At 60.0% G+C, this 21,345-nt stretch carries 18 protein-coding genes; 4 read left to right on the plus strand and 14 right to left on the minus strand.

The genetic code is table 11. The annotated features are described in order from the left end of the window. Positions 1-72: 72 nt before the first annotated feature. The 5 genes from ispH to ribF form a co-directional block, all read right to left on the minus strand. A complete protein-coding gene (gene ispH, locus ACJ8M3_RS14760) occupies positions 73-1,026 on the minus strand; it encodes a 4-hydroxy-3-methylbut-2-enyl diphosphate reductase (protein ID WP_033641819.1) in 954 nt (317 codons plus the stop codon). Next, on the minus strand, positions 1,007-1,477 hold the full coding sequence (gene fkpB, locus ACJ8M3_RS14765; protein ID WP_016929135.1) for an FKBP-type peptidyl-prolyl cis-trans isomerase: 471 nt from the start codon (positions 1,475-1,477) through the stop codon (positions 1,007-1,009). The genes ispH and fkpB overlap by 20 nt, the downstream gene beginning before the upstream one ends. A 1-nt stretch (position 1,478) precedes the next feature. Further along, the gene (gene lspA, locus ACJ8M3_RS14770; RefSeq protein ID WP_025301524.1) at positions 1,479-1,988 is read right to left on the minus strand and encodes a signal peptidase II; all 510 of its coding nucleotides are present in this window, start codon (positions 1,986-1,988) and stop codon (positions 1,479-1,481) included. Positions 1,989-2,001: 13 nt separating this feature from the next. Beyond that, the gene (ileS, locus tag ACJ8M3_RS14775; RefSeq protein WP_089196577.1) at positions 2,002-4,818 is read right to left on the minus strand and encodes an isoleucine--tRNA ligase; all 2,817 of its coding nucleotides are present in this window, start codon (positions 4,816-4,818) and stop codon (positions 2,002-2,004) included. A 156-nt stretch (positions 4,819-4,974) separates the two neighbouring features. Then, positions 4,975-5,913, minus strand: a complete 939-nt coding sequence (gene ribF / locus ACJ8M3_RS14780) for a bifunctional riboflavin kinase/FAD synthetase (protein ID WP_033641817.1) — start codon at positions 5,911-5,913, stop codon at positions 4,975-4,977. Between the two features lie 390 nt (positions 5,914-6,303). Between ribF and rpsT the strand changes: the two genes are divergently transcribed. After that, positions 6,304-6,567, plus strand: coding sequence for a 30S ribosomal protein S20 (gene rpsT, locus ACJ8M3_RS14785; protein ID WP_004932960.1), 264 nt, complete (start codon positions 6,304-6,306; stop codon positions 6,565-6,567). Positions 6,568-6,638: 71 nt separating this feature from the next. Here rpsT and nhaR read toward each other — a convergent pair whose 3' ends face one another. The 4 genes from nhaR to dnaK all read right to left on the minus strand — a co-directional run bounded on the left by nhaR (position 6,639) and on the right by dnaK (position 12,277). Then, positions 6,639-7,538 (minus strand): transcriptional activator NhaR, encoded by a 900-nt coding sequence (gene nhaR, locus ACJ8M3_RS14790; RefSeq protein ID WP_004932962.1) that lies wholly within the window; start codon positions 7,536-7,538, stop codon positions 6,639-6,641. A 192-nt stretch (positions 7,539-7,730) separates the two neighbouring features. Continuing rightward, entirely contained in the window at positions 7,731-8,897 is a 1,167-nt protein-coding gene (nhaA, locus tag ACJ8M3_RS14795) for a Na+/H+ antiporter NhaA (protein WP_089196576.1), read from the minus strand. Between the two features lie 235 nt (positions 8,898-9,132). Further along, the gene (gene dnaJ, locus ACJ8M3_RS14800; protein ID WP_004932969.1) at positions 9,133-10,257 is read right to left on the minus strand and encodes a molecular chaperone DnaJ; all 1,125 of its coding nucleotides are present in this window, start codon (positions 10,255-10,257) and stop codon (positions 9,133-9,135) included. 106 nt (positions 10,258-10,363) lie between these two features. Further along, entirely contained in the window at positions 10,364-12,277 is a 1,914-nt protein-coding gene (gene dnaK / locus ACJ8M3_RS14805) for a molecular chaperone DnaK (RefSeq protein ID WP_033641815.1), read from the minus strand. 325 nt (positions 12,278-12,602) lie between these two features. Between dnaK and satP the strand changes: the two genes are divergently transcribed. Next, positions 12,603-13,202: an acetate uptake transporter gene (gene satP, locus ACJ8M3_RS14810; protein WP_033644189.1), complete on the plus strand. Its 600-nt coding sequence runs from the start codon at positions 12,603-12,605 to the stop codon at positions 13,200-13,202. Positions 13,203-13,246: 44 nt separating this feature from the next. On the opposite strand, the gene ACJ8M3_RS14815 is transcribed toward satP, so the two are convergent. From ACJ8M3_RS14815 to tal, 3 genes are all read right to left on the minus strand, one after another. Further along, a complete protein-coding gene (locus ACJ8M3_RS14815; protein ID WP_033641814.1) occupies positions 13,247-14,554 on the minus strand; it encodes an MFS transporter in 1,308 nt (435 codons plus the stop codon). A 124-nt stretch (positions 14,555-14,678) separates the two neighbouring features. Next, positions 14,679-15,266, minus strand: a complete 588-nt coding sequence (gene mog, locus ACJ8M3_RS14820) for a molybdopterin adenylyltransferase (RefSeq protein ID WP_015376607.1) — start codon at positions 15,264-15,266, stop codon at positions 14,679-14,681. A 151-nt stretch (positions 15,267-15,417) separates the two neighbouring features. Beyond that, positions 15,418-16,371 (minus strand): transaldolase, encoded by a 954-nt coding sequence (gene tal, locus ACJ8M3_RS14825; RefSeq protein WP_004932982.1) that lies wholly within the window; start codon positions 16,369-16,371, stop codon positions 15,418-15,420. A gap of 384 nt (positions 16,372-16,755) precedes the next feature. Here tal and ACJ8M3_RS14830 point away from each other — a divergent pair, with 384 nt between their 5' ends. Together ACJ8M3_RS14830 and yaaA are read left to right on the plus strand one after the other, a co-directional pair. Next, positions 16,756-18,192, plus strand: coding sequence for an alanine/glycine:cation symporter family protein (locus ACJ8M3_RS14830; protein ID WP_004932985.1), 1,437 nt, complete (start codon positions 16,756-16,758; stop codon positions 18,190-18,192). Between the two features lie 105 nt (positions 18,193-18,297). Beyond that, positions 18,298-19,074: a peroxide stress protein YaaA gene (gene yaaA / locus ACJ8M3_RS14835; protein ID WP_033641813.1), complete on the plus strand. Its 777-nt coding sequence runs from the start codon at positions 18,298-18,300 to the stop codon at positions 19,072-19,074. Between the two features lie 47 nt (positions 19,075-19,121). Here yaaA and thrC read toward each other — a convergent pair whose 3' ends face one another. Then, positions 19,122-20,411 (minus strand): threonine synthase, encoded by a 1,290-nt coding sequence (thrC, locus tag ACJ8M3_RS14840; protein ID WP_033651696.1) that lies wholly within the window; start codon positions 20,409-20,411, stop codon positions 19,122-19,124. 3 nt (positions 20,412-20,414) lie between these two features. After that, positions 20,415-21,344, minus strand: a complete 930-nt coding sequence (gene thrB / locus ACJ8M3_RS14845; RefSeq protein ID WP_004932993.1) for a homoserine kinase — start codon at positions 21,342-21,344, stop codon at positions 20,415-20,417. Position 21,345 lies beyond the last annotated feature (1 nt).

Genomic DNA, 21,345 nt, shown 5'->3' on the forward strand with positions numbered 1-21,345 from the left:
ATTTTTAATGCCGTTGGCATTCCAAAAAAAAACGGGAAGCCTAAGCTCCCCGTTGTCATTCACTCACGCACCTCAGTCAATCTGCCGGACGTCCACGCGCAGCTCTTTCGGCACTTCGAACACGATGTTCTCTTCACGCCCGCTGATTTCATGCACGTCGACGCCGCCCAGCGCTTTCAGGCGAGAGATCACCTCCTGCACCAGCACGTCCGGCGCCGAAGCGCCGGCGGTGACGCCGATGTTGCGCGCTTCGCTCAGCCAACTTTCCTGAATATCCGCCGCCGAATCGATCAAATAAGCCGGTTTGCCCACGCGCTGCGCCAGTTCGGCCAGACGGTTAGAGTTGGAAGAGTTCTTCGACCCCACCACCAGCACCACGTCCGCATCGCCGGCCAGGTTACGCACCGCTTCCTGACGGTTGGTGGTGGCGTAGCAAATGTCATCCTTTCGCGGACCGATAATGCTCGGGAAGCGCTGACGCAGCGCATCGATCACGTCCGAGGTATCATCAACCGACAGCGTGGTCTGCGTCATGAAGCACAGGTTGTTTTCGTCTTTCACCTGCAGCTTCCACACGTCTTCCGGCGATTCGACCAGGTACATGCCGCCCTGCGGGTTGCTGTACTGGCCCATGGTGCCTTCCACCTCCGGGTGCCCGGCATGGCCGATCAGAATCGCTTCGGTGCCGCGGCGGCTGGCGCGCGCCACTTCCATATGCACCTTGGTCACCAGCGGACAGGTGGCGTCGAACAGCATGGTCAGATCGCGCGCCTTGGCTTCGGCGCGCACGGCTTGAGACACGCCGTGCGCCGAGAAGATCAGGATAGAGCCGTCCGGCACTTCGGCGATCTCTTCGATAAACACGGCGCCACGCTCACGCAGGCTGTCGACCACGTAGCGGTTGTGCACCACTTCATGCCGTACGTAGATCGGCGCGCCATACAGCTCCAGCGCGCGTTCCACGATGCTGATCGCACGATCAACCCCGGCGCAGAAGCCGCGCGGGTTAGCCAGCAATATTTGCATGCGTCTCCTCCTGCTGCGGATCGATCTCCAGCACTTCGATGTCGAAGGTCACCGGATGGCCCGCCAGCGGATGGTTGAAATCGACGGTGATCGAATCTTCCGCCACCGCGCGCACCACGCCCGGCATTTCGCTGCCGTCAATCGCGGTAAACAGCATGATGGTGCCCACGTCCGGCACGCCGGTTTCCGCGAAGTCGCGGCGCGAGAAGAACTGGACCAGATCCGGGTTCTCCGCGCCGAACGCCGCTTCCGGCTGCAGGGTAAAGGCGCGCTTGTCGCCCGCGCGCAGGCCGAGCAACTGCTCTTCCAGCGGCGCCGACAGGCTGCCGTCACCCAGGCGGAACAGCGCCGGTTTGCCGCTGCTGCGGGTGGATTCGGCGGTCGAACCGTCTTCCAGTTTCAGCGTAAAGTGAACCAGCACCGCGCTGTCACTGATAACCTGAGCCGTCATATTACTCACCTTTGCTCTTTGCGCCTTTGTTCGCCGGCGACAGGAAACCTTCCAGCACGATCATCGCCGCGCCCACGCAGATAAAGCTGTCCGCCAGATTGAAGGTCGGGTAGTGCCAGTCACCGACGTAAAAGTCGATGAAATCGACCACGAAACCGTGCCACAGGCGATCGAACAGGTTGCCCAACGCCCCGCCGATGATAAAGGCGTAGGCGATGTTGTTCAGCTTCTGCTGCGCCGCGCTGCGGTACATCATCACCAGCAGCACCGCGACGATGGCGATGGCGATGCCGGCGAAGAACCAGCGTTGCCAACCGCCATGATCGGCCAGGAAGCTGAACGCGGCGCCGTAGTTGCGCGCGTAAAACAGGTTGAACGACGGGATCAACGGCTGGGACTGGCCCAGCGTAAAGTTAGCGAGGATCCACTGTTTGCTGCCGAAATCCAGCGCCAGCACCGCCACTACAACCCACAGCCAACGCAGGCCGGTCGAACAAATTGGTTTACTCATCAGGCGCAAGTTCTCAGGCAAAGTTACGCTTCTCGCCGTCACCGGCGACGTTGCTCACACAGCGGCCGCAGATGTCTGCATGCTCCGCTACCAGGCCGATATCGGTGGTGTAATGCCAGCAGCGCGGGCACTTCTCACCTGGCGCCGTGCTGAAGGCGATCTTCAGCCCTTTCAGCAGCTCGGAGGCCTGCGCGTCGGCCGGCGCCTCCGCCAATGGCGCAACGCTTGCCGCAGAGGTCAGCAGCACAAAGCGCAGCTCATCCTGCAGGCTGTTCAGACGCGCCGCCAACTCGCTGTCGGCATAGAGCGTCACCGCCGCTTCCAGCGAACCGCCGAGGCGTTTGTCCGCACGCGCCTGCTCCAGCACCTTGTTCACTTCGCCGCGCACTTTCAGCAGCTCAGCCCAGAAAGCGTCGTTCATCGGCTCGCCTTCCGCCAGCCCGAACAGGCCGTCGTACCACTCTTCGGTGAACACGTACTGCGCGCGTTTGCCCGGCATGAAGCCCCAGATCTCGTCTGCGGTGAACGACATGATCGGCGCCATCCAGCGCACCAGCGCTTCGACGATGTGATACAGCGCGGTCTGGCAGCTGCGGCGGGCGACGCTGTCGCTCTTGGCGGTATACTGACGATCCTTGATGATATCCAGGTAGAAGGAGCCCATCTCGACCGAACAGAACTGCATCAGGCGCTGCACCACTTCGTGGAAATCGTAGTTGGCATAAGCCTGCTCGATATCCTGCTGCGCCGCCAGCGCGCGGCCGACCGCCCAGCGATCCAGCACCACCATGTCTTCCGGCGCCACGCAATCGGTGCTTGGCTCGAACCCGTTCAGGTTGGCCAGCAGGAAGCGCGCGGTGTTGCGGATGCGGCGGTAAGAGTCGGCGGAACGCTTGAGGATCTCGTCGGACACCGCGATCTCGCCGGTGTAATCGGTCGACGCCACCCACAGACGCAGAATGTCGCCGCCCAGCTTGTTCATTACGTCCTGCGGGCTGACGGTGTTGCCGATCGACTTGGACATCTTGCGGCCCTGGCCGTCGACGGTGAAGCCGTGGGTCAGCACTTCCTTGTATGGCGCCTTGCCCTTCATCGCGGTGGAAATCATCAGCGATGACATGAACCAGCCGCGGTGTTGGTCGGAGCCTTCCAGATACATGTCGGCGCCGTGGCCGTTGAATTCAGGACGCACGTCGACAACGGAGGCGTGGGTAGAACCGGAATCGAACCACACGTCCAGCGTATCCGGCACTTTCACGTAGTCGGCGGCTTCCGCGCCGAGGATGTCGGCCGCGTCCAGATCCCACCAGGCCTGAATGCCGTCTTGCTCGACGCGCTTGGCCACTTCTTCCATCAGCTCAACGGTGCGCGGGTGCAGCTGCTCGGTCTCTTTGTGCACGAACAGCGACATCGGCACGCCCCAGGTACGCTGACGCGAGATGCACCAGTCCGGGCGGTTGGCCACCATCATCTCGATGCGCGCCTGGCCCCAATCCGGGATCCACTGCACGCCCTTGATCTCTTCCAGAGACTGCTGACGCAGGCCTTTCTGATCCATGCTGATGAACCATTGCGGCGTGGCGCGGAAGATGATTGGCGTCTTGTGGCGCCAGCAGCACGGATAGCTGTGCAGGAACTTCTCGACGTGCAGCAGCGCGCCTTTCTCGCGCAGCAGATCGACGATCAGATCGTTGGCCTTGAAGACGAACTTGCCGTCCAGCAGCGGGTAGGTGCCGGTCAGGTAGCAGCCGTTCGGCCCTACCGGGTTGGCCACTTCCAGGCCGTATTTCTGGCCGATCACGAAGTCGTCCGGGCCGTGACCCGGCGCTGTGTGCACCGCACCGGTACCGGCGTCCAGGGTCACATGCTCGCCGAGGATTGCCGGCACGTCGAAGTCCATGAACGGGTGTTTGAAGCGCAGCAGCTCCAGATCGGCGCCTTTGCAGCTGCCCAGCACCGTCCACTCGGTGATGCCGGCGCGTTTCATCACGCTTTCCACCAGTTCGGCCGCCAGGATCAGGCACCGGCCGTCAACCTGCACCAGTTGATAGGTGAAGTCCGGGTGCAGCGAGATCGCGCGGTTGGCCGGCAAGGTCCACGGCGTGGTGGTCCAGATAACCAGCGAGATGGCGCCGTTGAAGTGGCTCACGCCGAACTTGGCCGCCACGGCAGCCGCGTCGGCCGCATGGAAGGACACGTCGATCGACGGCGAAGTCTTGTCGTAATACTCCACTTCCGCTTCCGCCAGCGACGAGCCGCAGTCGGTGCACCAGTGAACCGGCTTGGCGCCTTTCAGCAGGTGGCCGTTGCTGATGATCTTGCCCAGCGCGCGGATGATGTTGGCTTCGGTTTTGAAGTCCATGGTCAGGTATGGACGATCCCAGTCGCCCAGCACGCCCAGGCGGATGAAGTCCTTCTTCTGGCCTTCAACCTGCTCGGCCGCGTACTCGCGGCACTTCTGGCGGAACTCGGCCGCCGTCAGCTTCTCGCCCGGTTTGCCGTACAGCTGCTCAACCTTCAGTTCGATAGGCAGGCCGTGGCAATCCCAACCCGGCACATAAGGCGAGTCGAAGCCGGCCATCCCTTTCGACTTGATGATAATGTCTTTGAGAATCTTGTTAACCGAGTGACCAATGTGAATGCTGCCGTTCGCATACGGAGGGCCGTCATGCAAAATGAAGGTTTTTTTGCCCTTTTTGGCAGTACGAATAATCCCGTACAGATCCTGTTCATACCAACGTTGCAGCATGCCAGGCTCGCGCTTGGCGAGATCGCCGCGCATCGGGAACCCTGTTTCCGGCAAGTTCAGGGTATTCTTGTAGTCACTCATGAGATTCTCGTTTCCGTTTTCGGCTATTTACCCGTCACACTTCAAGCTGCATCTTTGTCGGCCGCCCTTTCTCACCCGAATCACTTGCCTGTGCAAGCTCATCGGGGTTCGCGCGGTTGCCGCCGCGGTGCAACTCGAATTGTTTAGGGTAAACGATTAAACCAGTGTTTTTAACCCGAAGAACTTCCGGGCCGTCACCACATCATTGGCGATTTGCTGCTTCAGGGCATCGAGCGAAGCAAACCGTTGTTCGTTGCGCAATTTTGCGCGGAGCACCACCTCAATATGGCGCCCGTAAAGATCCATTGTGACATCCAGCAGATGCACTTCCAGCTGCTGGCGCACGCCGGCGACGGTCGGGCGCGTGCCGATGTTGGCCACGCCCGGCAGCGGCTGCGGCCCCAGGCCGTACACCTCCACCGCATACACCCCTTTCACCGGCGCCACCAGGCGCTTGAGCGGCAGGTTGGCGGTCGGGAAGCCGATGGTGCGGCCCAGCTCATCGCCGTGCACCACGCGCCCGGAGATGCTGTACGGGTGGCCCAACAGGGTCTCCGCCAGCGGCAGATCGTCCTCGCTCAGCGCAGTGCGGATCGCCGTACTGCTGATGCGCCGGTCGCCTTCGCGGAAGGTCGGGGTGCTGACCACGTCGAAGCCGTACTCTTTTCCGGCCTGCTGTAATAGCGGAAAATCGCCCTGACGCCCGGCGCCAAAGCGAAAATCATCCCCCACCATCAGGAATTTGACGCCGAGCTTCTCCACCAGCAGCTCGGCGACGAACGCCTGCGCGGTGTTGGCGGCAAAACGCGGATCGAACTTGACGCACAGCAGGTAATCAACGCCCGCCTGCGCCAGATAGTTGGCCTTATCGCGCAGGCGCGTCAAACGGGCCGGCGCCTTGTCTGCGGCGAACATCTCCAGCGGCTGCGGCTCAAAGATCATGACCATCACCGGCAGCCCGAGGCGTTGCCCTTGTTGCTTCAACTGCTCCAGCAGCGCCTGATGACCGCGGTGTACGCCGTCAAAGTTGCCGATGGTGAGCACGCAACCATGGTGGCGCGCCCGGATATTGTGAATGCCGCGAATTAGCTCCATAGCTGGCTCAAAACAGTGGAAATCGGCGGATTATACCTTGTACAGCCGGTAAGGTTAACCCGCGATTGGTGCCTTTATGTAATAGACATACCATACCGGAGATAATCTGCGCGTGAAACGGCTTCACCGCAGTTTATCCCGCGCCGCCGGGCCGATTCTCGACCGCGGCCAACGGCTTGCGCCCGCCGCGGCAAATCATTGGCGAATTTTCTCGCGAAACACTGTATTCCCAAGAGCGAAGCTGGTAAAATCCTGCGCCATCACAACGTAGCGAGTGCCGCCTGTACAAACGGCGCTTATTTGCACAAATCCATTGACAAACGAAGGCTAAAAGGGCATATTCCTCGGCCTTTGAATTGTCCTCAATAGAATATATTTGGGAGTTGGACCTTGGCTAATATCAAATCAGCTAAGAAACGCGCCGTACAGTCTGAGAAACGCCGCAAGCATAACGCAAGCCGTCGCTCAATGGTGCGTACCTTCATCAAGAAGGTAGACGCAGCTATCGCAGCTGGCGACAAAGAAGCAGCACAAAATGCATTCCTGGTAATGCAGCCACTGGTGGACCGTCAGGCAGCTAAAGGCCTGATCCACAAAAACAAAGCAGCGCGTCATAAGTCAAACCTGACTGCACGCATCAACGCAATGCAATAAGCATTTCGTTATCTGCTTGATAAAAAAACCGGCTCAGGCCGGTTTTTTTACGCCCTGCGTTCAGTGAACCGCTAACAGGAAAACAGCGCCGAGAAGTCTTTGTTGCACACGCGTTGCACCGCCGGATGCTGGATCATGCGCTCGGCAAAGATGATGTAATACTCCTCCTGCACGCTGTCGATGCGCCCAATCTCCACCACGTTGTCATCGTTGTAGGTATCCTGCGCATACAGCGTCGGCGCCACGAAAATCGCGTTGTGGTACATGCCGAAGGCCTTCATCAGCGCCGCATCGTCGAACTCGCCCAGGATCTCCACCTGAATGCCCTGCGTATTGAACCAGTTAAGCAGCTTGCGCCCCAGCATCGAGCGGCGGCCGGGGATCAGCAACTTACGCTGCTCCAGGCAGGCCGGGAACGGCAACTCCGGCGCCGGCTGGCGGCAGAAGAAGCTGATGCCGCACTCGCCCAGCTTCAGCGAGAACAGCCCTTCCTGCTGGCTGGAGTCCACCGGGCAATCCGACAGGATCATATCCAGCTTGTGCTGGCTGAGCTGCTCCAGCAGCATCTCGTGCGTCGATTCAAAACAACGCAGGTGGATCTGCTCGTTGTCCACCACCACCGCCGTTTCCAATACCTGGCTGACCAGCCGCTTCGACAGCGCATCCGCCACGCCGACGTCGAACAGCAGGTTGGACTCTTTGCGGTAGTTGACGATATCCAGCATTTCCTGGCTGAGCATGAACATCTTGTCGGCATAGCGGAACACCAGCTGCCCCAGCTCCGAAGGCACCAACCCGCGCCCCTGGCGTTTGAACAGCTTGCCGTCCAACCGCTCTTCCAGCGCCTTGATCTGGCCGGTGATGGTCTGCGGCGTCAGAAACAACGCTTCAGCGGCGCCGACCACGGAACCGGCCTTGCAGACCTGCCAGAAATAGTAAAGGTGATTAAAGTTGATATGCGACATCCTCACGAGCGGCTCTCCTTAACAACGTTTCGCAGCGGCAAACGGTGTGCCGTGACGAGCGACAAACTTCCTTTCCCTGCTTCAGACAACGTATAGCCCCATTAGTCCCAACGAAGAACGGCCGAAGCTGCACATATTTTATACCGCACAGCTCCGACCAGCCATTTTATTGTGCGCCCCTGCCGGGCACCGACAGGATTAACGCACGCGCGGCAACGCCAGACGCAGTAATCCGTACCCCGCCACCGCCGCGGCGGTGGAGCCCAACAGGATCCCCAGACGGGAATAGGTGCTGAGCGCCGCATCGGCCTCGCCGAACGCCAGCGAGGCGATGAAAATCGACATGGTGAAACCAATACCACAGAGCACCGAAACGGCAAACACCTGTTTGAAGCCGATCCCCTCAGGCAAGCGGGCGATGCCCATTTTCACCGCCAGCAGGCTGAAGAGGAAAATCCCCAGCGGCTTGCCGATAAACAGACCGGCCGCAATCCCAACCGGCAGCAGCGAGGTCATTCCCTCCAGCGATACGCCCTGCAGAGAGACCCCGGCGTTGGCGAAAGCGAACAGCGGCAGGATCATGAACGCCACCCACGGGTGCAGCTCATGCTCCAACGTCTCCGACGGCGATGGCCCCTTCTTCACGTTCAGCGGGATCATAAAGCCGACGATCACCCCGGCCAGCGTCGCGTGCACCCCGGACTTGAGGATCGCCACCCACAACACCAGGCCGACCATCATATACAGCGAAGTTTTGCCCACGCCGCGCCAGTTCATCACCGCCAGCAGCACCGTCGCCGCGGCCGCCACCCCCAGCGCGATCATCGACACTTCGTGGGTGTAGAACAGCGCGATGATGATGATCACGCCCAGGTCGTCGATGATCGCCAGCGCCAACAGGAACACTTTCAGGCTGGTCGGCACGCGGTTGCCCAGCAACGCCATCACGCCCAGCGCGAAGGCGATATCGGTCGCGGCCGGGATCGCCCAACCCTGGCGGGTAACTTCATCCGCGCCGTTGAACAACAGGTAAATCAGCGCCGGCGCCAGCATGCCGCCCAGTGCGGCGATCGCCGGAAACACCGCCTTGTCACGCCCGGACAGTGAGCCTTGCATCAGCTCGCGCTTGACCTCGAGCCCCACCACCAGGAAGAAGATGGCCATCAGCCCGTCGTTGATCCACAGCAGCAGCGGCTTGGCGATCTCCAGCGAAGCTACCTTCACCATCACCGGCAGGTTAAGGAATGCCTGGTAGATCCCCTGCGCCGGGCTGTTGGCCATGATCAAAGCGACGATCGCCGCCGCGATCAGGATGATGCCGCCCGCGGCTTCCTGACGTAAAAATTGACGAATGATGTTGGTCACAATACGTCTCTCCAAATCTGAGCAAGGCGTAGCGCCCTGCGAAGCACAGTCATGAAGTGAGTATAGAGGGCGTTTTAGTTCGAAAAAATAAGTTTATAAATGCTAAACAGCTCGAAAAAACCGATAAAAAGCACGAATAAGTCACATTTATATAAGGGATTAGCGGTTTGGCGCGCAAATAAAAACCCCGGGACAGAAGCCCGGGGTTCGCGCATAAGCTAACAGAAACAGAAGGTTAGCGAGTCAGATCGTCAAAGAACTTTTTCACCCCGTCGAAGAAGCTCTTCGAACGCGGGCTGTTCTTGTCGCCGGACGGGCCGCCAAGGCTCTCTTCCAGCTCACGCAACAGCTGCTTCTGCTTGTCGTTCAGATTGACCGGGGTTTCCACCACCACGCGACACAGCAGGTCGCCCTGGCTGCCGCCGCGCACCGATTTCACACCCTTGCCGCGCATGCGGAACAGCTTGCCGGTTTGGGTCTCCGAAGGCACCTTCAGTTTCACCCGGCCATCCAGCGTCGGCACTTCAATCTCGCCGCCCAGCGCCGCCATGGCAAAGTTGATCGGCACTTCGCAGTACAGGTTGTTGCCTTCACGCTCGAAGATCGGGTGCGCCTTCACCTGCACCTGAACGTACAGATCGCCCGCCGGTGCGCCGTGCTCGCCGGCTTCGCCTTCACCCGCCAGGCGGATGCGATCGCCGGTATCCACGCCGGCCGGAATTTTCACCGACAGCGTTTTGGATTTTTCTACCCGGCCGTGGCCATGGCATTTGTTGCACGGATCTTTGATGATCTGACCGCGGCCATGGCAATGCGGACACGCCTGCTGCACGGTGAAGAAGCCCTGACGCATCTGCACCTGGCCCTGACCATGACAGGTTGGGCAGGTGACCGGCGAACTGCCCGGCTTGGCGCCGCTGCCGTGGCAGACGTCGCACTCTTCCAGCGTCGGGATGCGGATCTCTTTGGTGACGCCACGTACCGCTTCCTCGAGGGTCAGCTCCATGTTATAGCGCAGATCGGAACCGCGGCTGGCGCGCTGACGGCGGCCTCCGCCAAAGATGTCGCCAAACACGTCGCCAAAGATATCGCTGAAGTCGGCGCCGCCGCCAAAGCCGCCGCCGCCCATGCCGCCCTGTTCAAAGGCCGCGTGCCCGTACTGATCGTAAGCCGCGCGTTTCTGGTCGTCGGTCAGGACTTCGTAAGCTTCTTTAACTTCTTTAAACTTGGTTTCGGCGTCTTGTTCCTGGTTGCGGTCAGGATGGTATTTCATCGCCAGGCGTTTGTACGCCTTTTTGATCTCACGTTCATCCGCCGTCTTGCTGACGCCGAGAATCTCGTAATAGTCTTTCTTCGCCATTCTTTCGCTTACCCTTAACATGCGTGCACGGGCGCAGAGTTGCCTCGACGCCCGTGCTGGTTTCCGGGAGCGGCATCTCGGCCGCCCCGTGCCCGCTTAAGGGCGATTATTTTTTGTCTTTAACTTCTTCGAACTCGGCGTCAACCACGTCGTCTTCTTTCTGCGCCGCGTTGTCCGCGCCGGCGTCAGCACCCTGCTGAGCCTGCTGCGCCTGAGCCATTTCCAGCAGCTTGCCGGAAACCTGCACCAACGCCTGGGTCTTCGCTTCGATCTCGGCTTTATCTTCGCCTTTCACCGCCGCTTCCAGATCTTTCAGCGCCGCTTCGATCGCCGTTTTGTCTTCCGCCGGCAGTTTGTCGCCCGCTTCTTCCAGCTGTTTGCGCGTGCCGTGGATCAGGTGATCCGCCTGGTTGCGAGTCTGTACCAGCTCTTCGAACTTGCGGTCAGCTTCAGCGTTCAGCTCGGCGTCGCGCACCATTTTCTGGATTTCGTCCTCGTTCAGGCCAGAAGACGCCTTGATGGTGATCTTCTGCTCACGACCGGTGTTCTTGTCTTTGGCAGACACGTGCAGAATGCCGTCGGCATCGATGTCGAAGGTGACTTCGATCTGCGCCATGCCGCGCGGTGCCGCCTGGATGCCGTCCAGGTTGAACTGGCCCAGAGATTTGTTATCGCTGGCGCGCTTACGCTCACCCTGCAGCACGTGGATGGTGACCGCAGACTGGTTGTCTTCCGCAGTAGAGAACACCTGGCTGTGCTTGGTCGGGATCGTGGTGTTTTTGGTGATCAGCGGCGTCATCACGCTGCCCATGGTTTCGATACCCAGCGACAGCGGGGTAACGTCCAGCAGCAGAACGTCTTTCACATCACCGGCCAACACGCCGCCCTGTACCGCAGCGCCCACGGCAACCGCTTCGTCCGGGTTCACGTCTTTACGCGGCTCTTTACCGAAGAAGTCTGCGACTTTCTTCTGCACCATTGGCATACGGGTCTGGCCGCCCACCAGGATCACGTCCTGGATGTCGGAAACCGACAGGCCTGCGTCTTTCAGCGCCACTTTCAACGGCTCGATGGAGCGCGCCACCAAATCTTCAACCAGCGACTCGAGTTTGGCGCGAGTCACTTTGATGTTCATGTGTTTTGGACCGGTCGCATCTGCCGTGATGTACGGCAGGTTAACGTCGGTCTGCTGAGCGGAAGACAGTTCGATCTTCGCTTTCTCGGCGGCTTCTTTCAGACGCTGCATCGCCAGCGGATCGTTGCGCAGATCGATGCCCTGATCTTTCTTGAACTCTTCCACCAGGTAGTTGATCAGACGGCTGTCGAAGTCTTCGCCGCCCAGGTGGGTGTCACCGTTGGTCGCCAGCACTTCGAAGGTTTTTTCGCCGTCAACGTCGTCGATTTCGATGATGGAGATATCGAAAGTACCGCCGCCCAGGTCATAAACCGCGATGGTGCGGTTGCCGACTTCTTTGTCTAGGCCGTAGGCCAGGGCCGCCGCGGTCGGTTCGTTGATGATGCGCTTGACTTCCAGACCCGCGATGCGGCCGGCGTCTTTAGTCGCCTGACGCTGGGCGTCGTTGAAGTAAGCCGGTACGGTGATAACCGCTTCAGTTACCGGTTCGCCCAGGTAATCTTCCGCCGTTTTCTTCATTTTCTTCAGCACTTCCGCAGAGATCTGCGGCGGAGCCATTTTCTGGCCTTTCACTTCCAGCCAGGCGTCGCCGTTGTCGGCTTCGATGATTTTGTAAGGCATGATCGCTTTGTCGCGCTGCGCTTCTTCATCCTGGAAGCGGCGGCCGATCAGGCGCTTGATGGCGAACAGGGTGTTTTCAGGGTTGGTCACTGCCTGACGCTTAGCCGGCTGGCCAACCAGAGTTTCACCGTCCTGGGTATATGCGATAATAGAAGGAGTGGTGCGGTCGCCCTCGGCGTTTTCCAGCACGCGTGCCTTGGCACCATCCATAATTGCTACGCAAGAGTTGGTAGTACCCAGGTCGATACCAATAATTTTGCCCATCTAAACGTCTCCACTAAAAAATTCATAAGTCAGTCAGGTTGCTAACCTATATGCGGGCGATTTTTTGCTTTTCAACTGCCCGATATCTCAGTGCGACCCGCGGTTAGCAGCTGCGGTTGCAAATAAGATGGGGCCATCCAGCTCGGCATCAAGGGGCAAGGCAAAAAAAATTTCTTTTTTTATCGTCATTCAGATCATTGTTTCCGGCTGCGGGGATCATTATGATGCGCGCGCTCTGATGGAAAACTTCGATTTTTTGGCCATTCAGACCATTTATGATTTTACTTCGCTGTTTCCGTTAATTTTCTGTTATCGCAGAGGACTTATGCACACCAACAAGTTGGCGAATCCCGGCCCTCTCGGCCTGATGGGCTTCGGGATGACCACCGTCTTGCTGAACCTGCACAACGCGGGCTTTTTCCCACTGAACTCCGCCATCATCAGCATGGGGATTTTCTTCGGTGGCCTGGCCCAGATCCTGGCCGGTCTGCTGGAGTACAAGAAGGGCAACACCTTCGGCATGACCGCATTCACCGCCTACGGCAGCTTCTGGCTGAGCCTGGTCGGCCTGCTGCTGCTGCCGCGTTTGGGCCTGGCGGAAGCCACCGAGGCGCACGTGTTGGGCATCTACCTGGCGCTGTGGGGCGTCTTCACCCTGTTCATGTTCTTCGGCACCCTGGGCGCCAACCGCGTGCTGCAGTTCGTGTTCGCCAGCCTGACGCTGCTGTTCGCCCTGCTGGCCGTCGGCAACATCACCGGCAACCACGCGCTGCTGACCTTCGCCGGTTATGAGGGCATCATCTGCGGCGCCAGCGCCATCTACCTGGCGATGGCCGAAGTGCTCAACGAGCAATACGGCCGCACCGTGCTGCCGATTGGCGAACCGGCCTCGGCCCGCGTCGCGGCATCGCCGGTCACGGCGTAATCGCCCGCCCCTGACGAAAAAGCCCTGCAATGCAGGGCTTTTTTTTAGCTGTAAGAACCGGCTCGCCGCTCGCCGGCTTCGCTGTTCAGGTCGCGATGCAGGTAGACACCGAGCAGCAGCCCGATAAGCGACAGCGCCAGCACATAGTAAGCGGGCGCTAACGGGGTTAATTTCATGATCAGCGTCACAAAAATAGGGGTTAAACCGCCAAAAATAGCGTACGAGACGTTATATGAGAACGAGATGCCGGTAAACCGCACTTCCGCCGGGAAAGCCCGCACCATCACGTACGGCACGGCCCCCACCACGCCTACGCTGAAACCCACCAGCGCATAGCAGGCGAACAGCATTTCCGGGCGCACGCCCACCGTCTGATAGAACAGCCAGCTGCAGCCGGCCAGCAGCAAACTGCCGACCACCAGCGTTTTGCTGGCGCCGAAGCGATCGGCCGACAAACCGGCGACGATGCAGCCGGCGATCAGCATGATGGTGGCGATGCTGTTGGCCTGCAGCGTCAGGGCCGGCGCAATGCCGAACTGTTTTTGCAGATAGGTCGGGGTCATCAGGATCACCACCACGATACCGGCGGAGAGCAGCCAGGTCAGCAGCATCGACACCGCCACTTCCCGTTTGTGGTTGAGCACCACCGATTTCAGCGGCAGCTCCTCGGCCAGCGCTTTGCGCGCCTGCATCTCGATGAAGATCGGCGTTTCCTGCAGCCAGCGGCGCAGGTACATCGCCACCAGGCCGAACATGCCGCCCAGCAGGAATGGAATGCGCCAGCCGCCGCCGGCAATGCTCTGCGGGCTAAGCGTGGTGTTGATCACCGTCGCCACCACCGATCCCAGCAGGATGCCCACCGTCAGCCCGGCGGTCAGCGTGCCGCAGGCGAAACCGATGCGCCGGCGCGGCACGTGTTCGGCGACGAAGACCCAGGCGCCCGGCACCTCACCGCCGATCGCCGCCCCCTGCAGCACGCGCATCAGCAGCAGCAACAGCGGCGCGGCGATGCCGATGCTGGCGTAGGTCGGCAGCAGGCCCATCGCCAGCGTCGGCAACGCCATCAGCAGAATGCTCAGGGTAAACATCTTTTTGCGGCCGACCAGATCGCCGAAGTGCGCCATCACGATGCCGCCCAGCGGGCGGGCCAGATAGCCGGCGGCGAAAATGCCGAAGGTTTGCACCAGCCGCAGCCATTCCGGCATGTCCGCCGGGAAGAACAGGTCGCCGACCACGGCGGCGAAGAATACGAAGATAATGAAGTCGTAAAACTCCAACGCGCCGCCCAACGCGGCCAACGTCAGCGTTTTGTAGTCTTGCCGGTTCAGCCGGCGATTAGTGTCGTGAGGCATAGGGCACCGTCGGTAAAGGCTGTAAAAATAAAAGCCGCAGGCTTTCTGTAAAAGAATCCTTACTATAGCGGCAAATTATTTTCACACCAAACGGGCTGAAGCCGATCTCGCAGATTGCTGAAATTTAGAGGTTTATCTCGCGACGCGCGCTCTTTGGCCGAAATGCTGCTACCACTGCGGCATGCGTTTCGACATAAGGCCCGTCGAGCAGCTGAATGCAATAAGGCACGCTGGCGAAGATGCCGTGCACCACCGCATTGCCCTGCTCGTCCTTCACCCCTTCCAGCGTTTCCTTGATCGACTTTGGCTGGCCGGGCAGATTGATGATCAGCGCCTGCTTGCGGATCGCCCCCACCTGGCGAGAAAGAATTGCCGTTGGCACATAGTGTAGGCTGATCTGACGCATTTGCTCGCCGAAACCGGGCATCACGCGATCGGCGATCGCCAGCGTGGCGTCGGGAGTGACGTCGCGACGCGCCGGCCCGGTGCCGCCGGTGGTCAGCACCAGATGGCAGCCCATTTCGTCCACCAGCTCACACAGCGTTTGTTCAATTTGCGTCTGCTCATCGGGGATCAGCCGGGTTTCCAGCTTGAACGGCGTCGCCAGCGCGCCGGCCAGCCATTCCTCCAGCGCCGGAATGCCTTTATCCTGGTAAACGCCGCCGGAAGCGCGGTCAGAAACGGAAACCAAACCAATACGTAAAATATCCATGCGTAACCTCTACAGCCTGATGGGGTCCGAACGGGTTCGTCTCCCGTTCTGTTGTCATTGCCGAGAGTATAAGGGCTTCCCCCGCCGGCGGGAGCGTCGGGCATAAAAAAAGGTGGCCTGAGCCACCTTTTTACTGCGCGATCTGCAGGAATTACAGCAGGTCGGCGATCATTTTTTCCAGTTTGCCCTGGTCTACGGCGAACTTGCGGATGCCGTCGGTCAGTTTCTCGACCGCCATCGGATCCTGGTTGTGCTGCCAGTAGAACTCAGGTTCGGTCAGTGCGGCAGGACGCGCCTTCACTTCACCGGTGTAAGACAGTTTGCGCTCCAGCGCGCCTTCGCTCTCCGCCAGCTCTTTCAGCAGCGCAGGGGCGATGGTCAGGCGGTCGCAGCCGGCCAGCTCGATGATTTCGCCAACGTTGCGGAAGCTGGCGCCCATCACCACGGTGTTGTAACCGTGTTGTTTGTAGTACTGGTAAATCTCGGTCACGGAGATCACGCCCGGATCTTCGTGCGGCGCGAACTCTTTCTTGTCGCCGTTGGCTTTGTACCAATCGAGGATACGGCCGACGAACGGCGAGATCAGGTAAACGCCGGCTTCGGCGCAGGCGCGAGCCTGAGCGAAGGAGAACAGCAGCGTCAGGTTACAGTTGATGCCTTCTTTCTCCAGCTGCTCCGCCGCGCGGATGCCCTGCCAGGTCGAGGCCAGTTTGATCAGAATGCGATCGTTGCTGATGCCGGCTTCGTTGTACAGCTTGATCAGGCGCTTGGCCTTGGCCACGCTGGCGACGGTGTCGTAAGACAGACGCGCGTCAACCTCGGTGGAGATGCGGCCCGGAACCAGTTTGAGGATCTCCAGACCGATGTTGACCGCCAGCTTGTCGGCGGCGTCGGCGATCTGCTGCTCGCGATCGCTGCTCTGGCCGCGCGCCCAGGCGATGGCTTCGTCAATCAGTTTGCGGTATTCAGGAATTTGGGCTGCATTGAGGATCAGCGAAGGGTTGGTTGTGGCGTCCTGCGGTTGATACAGCTTCATTGCCGCGATATCACCCGTATCTGCAACCACTGTAGTCAGCTGGCGCAGGGAAGTTAATTTGTCGGTCATGTTGGCATTATCTCATCGTTTGTGCATGAACTTTTGGCATTGTTCAACCATGCCCTGCCCTGATAATAACATGCGCCAAGCCCGGCGCAAGGCTGGAAAACCGCGGCGCGCAAGCATCTGTTTTATCCTTGGGCGAGCAACCGTTTACGCCGATATCTTTCGCCATTACCGAGCGGATGGAAAGGCAATAACGTGCTATCGCCCGAATAAATTATGTTAAATTCGAAAAAATTGATGCAATTCGTCCGCCAATCTGCGAAAAATCTTAATCGCCTGACGCCGGACCGATTCCAGCTAAGCTCTTGTAAAAAATAGGCCAATATTTCTCACCTGCGGTGGATGCTGCCAGGTGCGCATGACATTTCGATAAGGAGGAGGGATCCCTTGACGGACCTGATGAATTTTATAAACAACATTTTGTGGGGGTCGGTGCTGATTTATCTGCTGCTCGGCACCGGCATTTACTTCACGCTGCGCACCCGTTTTATCCAGCTCCGCCACTTCAGCCACATGTTCTCGGTGTTGAAAAACAGTAATAAAAGCGACAGCGCCGGCATCTCCTCTTTCCAGGCGCTGTGCACCACGCTGGCGGCGCGCGTCGGCACCGGCAACCTGACCGGCGTCGCCATTGCCCTGACCGCCGGCGGCCCCGGCGCCATCTTCTGGATGTGGGTGGTGGCGTTTATCGGCATGGCCACGTCATTTGTGGAGAGCTCGCTGGCTCAGCTCTACAAAACCAAAGACGACAACGGCAACTACCGCGGCGGCCCAGCCTATTACATGGAAAAGGGACTCGGCATGCGCTGGATGGGCGTGCTGTTCTCCATTTTCCTGATCATCGCTTTCGGCCTGGTGTTCAACGCCGTACAGGCCAACTCCATCGCGCAGGCCTCCGCCGTCGCCTTCCATTTACAGCCGCTGCACGTCGGTATTGGCCTGGTGCTGCTGAGCGGCGTGGTGATCTTCGGCGGCATCCGCTCCATCGCCAAAGTGGCCGAGCTGGTGGTGCCGCTGATGGCCGGCGCCTACCTGCTGCTGGCTCTCTGGGTGATTGGCCATAACATCGAGCACATGCCGGCGATCCTGACGCTGATCTTCAAAAGCGCCTTTGGTCTGCAGGAAGCCGCGGCCGGCGCCGTCGGTTACGGTATCTCCCAGGCGATGACCCAGGGCGTGCAGCGCGGCCTGTTCTCCAATGAAGCCGGCATGGGATCGGCGCCCAACGCGGCGGCGTCCGCCTCGCCTTATCCGCCGCATCCCGCTTCACAGGGCTACGTGCAGATGCTCGGGGTATTTATCGACACCATCGTCATCTGCAGCGCCACCGCGGCGATCATCCTCTCTTCCGGCATTCTCGATCAGCCGACCGACAGCATCAGCGGCATCGATCTGACCCAGCGCGCGCTGTCGACCGCCGTCGGCAGTTGGGGGACTCCGTTCGTCGCCATCGCCATCTTCTTCTTCGCCTTTACGTCGATCATCGCCAACTACGCCTATGCCGAGAGCAACCTGGTGTTCCTCGAGCACAACCACCCAGGCGGCCTGTTGATTTTCCGCTGCGTGGCGCTGGGCATGGTGATGTTCGGCGCGCTGGCGGAGCTGCCGCTGGTGTGGAAAATGGCGGATACCTCCATGGCGCTGATGGCGATCACCAACCTGACGGCTATCTTGCTGCTGTCGCGGGTCGCGCTGAAGCTGGCCGACGACTACCATCGCCAGCGCCGCCTGGGCAAGCTGCCGACCTTCGACGCCAACCGTTACCCGGAGCTGAAATCGCAGCTGGAGCCGGGCGTGTGGGACGACAAGCAGCCGCCGCGCTGAGTATTCCGGGGCGCGTGCGATGCGCGCCCCGCCTATTGGACCGATAGCCCCTTTTTCCCGCGCTTTTTGCTACAGTATGCGCACTTGGATAAACAGGATCTGGCCATGCTCGTTATTATTTCACCTGCAAAAACGCTCGATTACGACAGCCCGCTGGCGACAAAACGCTTCACGCAGCCCGAACTGCTGAACAAGTCTAAGCAGCTTATCAACATTTGCCGCGAGCTGACGCCGGCGCAAATCGCCAGCCTGATGAGCATCAGCGACAAGCTGGCCGGGCTGAACGCCGCGCGCTTTAGCGAATGGCAACCGACATTTACCCCGGACAACGCCCGTCAGGCGTTGCTGGCGTTCAAGGGCGACGTATATACCGGCCTGCAGGCGCAGGACTTCAACGAAGCCGATTTCGACTTCGCCCAGCAGCATCTGCGCATGCTGTCCGGCCTGTATGGCGTACTGCGCCCGCTCGATCTGATGATGCCGTACCGGCTGGAGATGGGCATCAAGCTGGAAAACCCGAAGGGCAAAGATCTGTACAGCTTCTGGGGCGATCAGATCACCAAAAAGCTCAACGAAGCGCTGGAGCAACAGGGCGACGACGTGGTGGTCAACCTGGCGTCAGACGAGTATTTCAAAGCGGTGAAGCCGGCCAAGCTGCACGGCTCGCTGATCAAACCGGTGTTCCTCGACGAGAAGAACGGCAAGTTCAAGGTCATCAGCTTCTACGCCAAGAAAGCGCGCGGGTTGATGAGCCGCTTTATCATCAAAAACCGCCTGACGCGCAGCGAGCAGCTGGCGGACTTCAACCTGGAAGGCTACGCCTTCGACGAAGCCGCCTCGCAAGGCAATGAACTGGTGTTCAAACGCCCGGAGCAGGCATAAAAAAAAGCCGTCGCAAGACGGCTTTTCGCATTTTAGCCTGCCGAACTTCAGGCAGGCAGCCCCATCAGGAACTTGCGCAGCTCGCCGAAGTTGGCCGGCAGCGTGTGCGACAGCAGCGGCAGCTCAGCCCGCAGCGCCAGCGCTTTCGGCAACGGCAACTCCTGGCCGAGTATCGCTTCCACACTCTCTTTAAACTTGGCCGGATGCGCGGTGCCGAGGAACAGGCCGAACTCCCCTTCCTGCAACTGATCACGCAGCGCGCGGTAGGCGATGGCCGCATGCGGTTCGGAGATATAGCCCAGCTCGGCCAGCTCACGCATCGTGTCTTTGGTGGTCTCGTCGCTGACCGCCGCGTGACCCAGCTCCTTCAACTGCCAGACCTTGCGACGGAACAGCTCTTCCACGCGCGGCCAGTTGTTCGGCTGGCTGACGTCCATGGCGTTGGACAGCGTCGCGACCGTAGCGTGCGGCTGCCACTGGCCGCTGGTCAGGAAGCGCGGCACGGTGTCGTTGGCGTTGGTGGCGGCGATGAAGCGCTTCACCGGCAGGCCCAGCGATTTGGCCAGCAGCCCGGCGGTCAGATCGCCGAAGTTGCCGCTCGGCACCGAAATCACCAGCTGATTGCGCGCTTCCTGCGGCAGCTGCGCCACCGCTTCGAAGTAGTAGCAAATCTGCGCCAGCAAACGGCTGATGTTAATCGAGTTGGCCGAGTTCAGGTGCAGCGCGTCTTTCAATTCCTGATCGTCGAACGCCTGCTTCACCAGCGCCTGACAAGCATCGAAGTCACCGTCGATCGCCACGGTGTGAATGTTGCCGCCCAGGGTGCAGAACAGCTTTTCCTGCAGCGGGCTGATTTTGCCCTGCGGATACAGGATCACCACCCGCACGTTTTTCAGGCCGTAGAAGGCGTGCGCCACGGCGGCGCCGGTGTCGCCGGAGGTGGCGGTCAGAATGGTCACCGGCTGCTCGCCGGCCACTTCCGCCAGCATCTGCGCCATAAAGCGGCCGCCGAAGTCTTTGAACGCCAGCGTCGGGCCGTGGAACAGCTCCAGGCAGGAGACGTCATCGGTCACTTTCGCCACCGGCGCCGGGAACTCAAAGGCGGCCTGCACGCGTTTCTTCAGCGCCGTTTCCGGCACCTCTTCGCCGATAAAGGCCGACAAAATGCGGCTGCTGCGGGTGACAAAATCCTGCTCCAGCAGGTGGTCGATTTCGGTCAGTTCGAACTCCGGCAGCTCCAGCGGGAAGAACAGCCCCTGTTGCTTGCCCAGGCCTTGTTTGATCGCCTGCGCGAAGCTGACCTGCTCGTTGTGATCCTTAAGGTTGTACAGTTTCATGCGTTATCCCAGTAGTCGAGCGCCTGCGGTATCCAGACGGCAAATATGAACAAAACCTTCGTCGTTTTGCAGATAGTGTTGTTGCAGCCAGGCGGCCATGCGTTGCGCGGTGGCGCCGTCGTTGCAGACGGCGAACAGCGTCGGGCCAGAGCCGGAGATGCCGCAGGCCAACGCGCCGATCTCCTGCGCCGCCTTGCGCGCTTCGGCGAAGCCCGGCAGCAGCCGGGTGCGGTACGGTTCGGCGATCACGTCCTGCATCAATTTGGCGGCCAGCTGCGGCTGCCGGGTATGGCAGGCGTGAATAAAGCCGGCCAGATAGCGGCCATGGCTGATGCAATCCTGACGACGGTATTGCGCGGGTAAAATGGCGCGCGCTTCGGCGGTGGACACTTTGATGCCCGGATAGGCCATAACCCACAGCCAATCGTCAAAGCACGGCACCTCCTGGCTGATAATGCCTTCTTCTTCCAGCATCAGCTGCAGGCCGCCCAAATAGCAAGGCGCCACGTTGTCATAATGCACGCTGCCGGAAATGCGCCCTTCCAGCTCGCCCATCAGGCCGAGCAGCGTCGTCTTATCCAACGGACGATCGCAGAATTCGTTCATCGCCATCAGCCCGGCGACCACCGAACAGGCGCTGGAACCCAGCCCCGATCCGATCGGCATGTTCTTTTCCAAACGCATCGCCACCGGCACTTCGCGGCCGATCTCCTGGCAGAAGCGCTCCCAGCACTGATAAACGATGTTCTCTTTCGGCTCGGCCGGCAGCTTGCTGACGAAGCGCCCGGCATTCTGCAAACTGAACGTCTCGGCGGCTTCGACGCTGACACAGTCGCCCAGCAGCGTGCCGTCGATCGGCGAAACCGCCGCGCCCAGCACGTCGAAACCGACGCTGACGTTGCCGATCGAGGCCGGTGCATACACCTTAACCATA

Source organism: Serratia sp. CY55921 (assembly GCF_052167655.1).
Lineage (GTDB): Bacteria > Pseudomonadota > Gammaproteobacteria > Enterobacterales > Enterobacteriaceae > Serratia > Serratia ureilytica.

What these genes read in the sequence shown, in the direction of transcription:
- ispH (WP_033641819.1), bottom strand. Translation starts at nt 1,026, where the DNA reads ATGCAAATATTGCTGGCTAACCCGCGCGGCTTCTGCGCCGGGGTTGAT.
- fkpB (WP_016929135.1), bottom strand. Translation starts at nt 1,477, where the DNA reads ATGACGGCTCAGGTTATCAGTGACAGCGCGGTGCTGGTTCACTTTACG.
- lspA (WP_025301524.1), bottom strand. Translation starts at nt 1,988, where the DNA reads ATGAGTAAACCAATTTGTTCGACCGGCCTGCGTTGGCTGTGGGTTGTA.
- ileS (WP_089196577.1), bottom strand. Translation starts at nt 4,818, where the DNA reads ATGAGTGACTACAAGAATACCCTGAACTTGCCGGAAACAGGGTTCCCG.
- ribF (WP_033641817.1), bottom strand. Translation starts at nt 5,913, where the DNA reads ATGGAGCTAATTCGCGGCATTCACAATATCCGGGCGCGCCACCATGGT.
- dnaJ (WP_004932969.1), bottom strand. Translation starts at nt 10,257, where the DNA reads ATGGCGAAGAAAGACTATTACGAGATTCTCGGCGTCAGCAAGACGGCG.
- dnaK (WP_033641815.1), bottom strand. Translation starts at nt 12,277, where the DNA reads ATGGGCAAAATTATTGGTATCGACCTGGGTACTACCAACTCTTGCGTA.
- satP (WP_033644189.1), top strand. Translation starts at nt 12,603, where the DNA reads ATGCACACCAACAAGTTGGCGAATCCCGGCCCTCTCGGCCTGATGGGC.
- ACJ8M3_RS14815 (WP_033641814.1), bottom strand. Translation starts at nt 14,554, where the DNA reads ATGCCTCACGACACTAATCGCCGGCTGAACCGGCAAGACTACAAAACG.
- mog (WP_015376607.1), bottom strand. Translation starts at nt 15,266, where the DNA reads ATGGATATTTTACGTATTGGTTTGGTTTCCGTTTCTGACCGCGCTTCC.
- tal (WP_004932982.1), bottom strand. Translation starts at nt 16,371, where the DNA reads ATGACCGACAAATTAACTTCCCTGCGCCAGCTGACTACAGTGGTTGCA.
- yaaA (WP_033641813.1), top strand. Translation starts at nt 18,298, where the DNA reads ATGCTCGTTATTATTTCACCTGCAAAAACGCTCGATTACGACAGCCCG.
- thrC (WP_033651696.1), bottom strand. Translation starts at nt 20,411, where the DNA reads ATGAAACTGTACAACCTTAAGGATCACAACGAGCAGGTCAGCTTCGCG.
- thrB (WP_004932993.1), bottom strand. Translation starts at nt 21,344, where the DNA reads ATGGTTAAGGTGTATGCACCGGCCTCGATCGGCAACGTCAGCGTCGGT.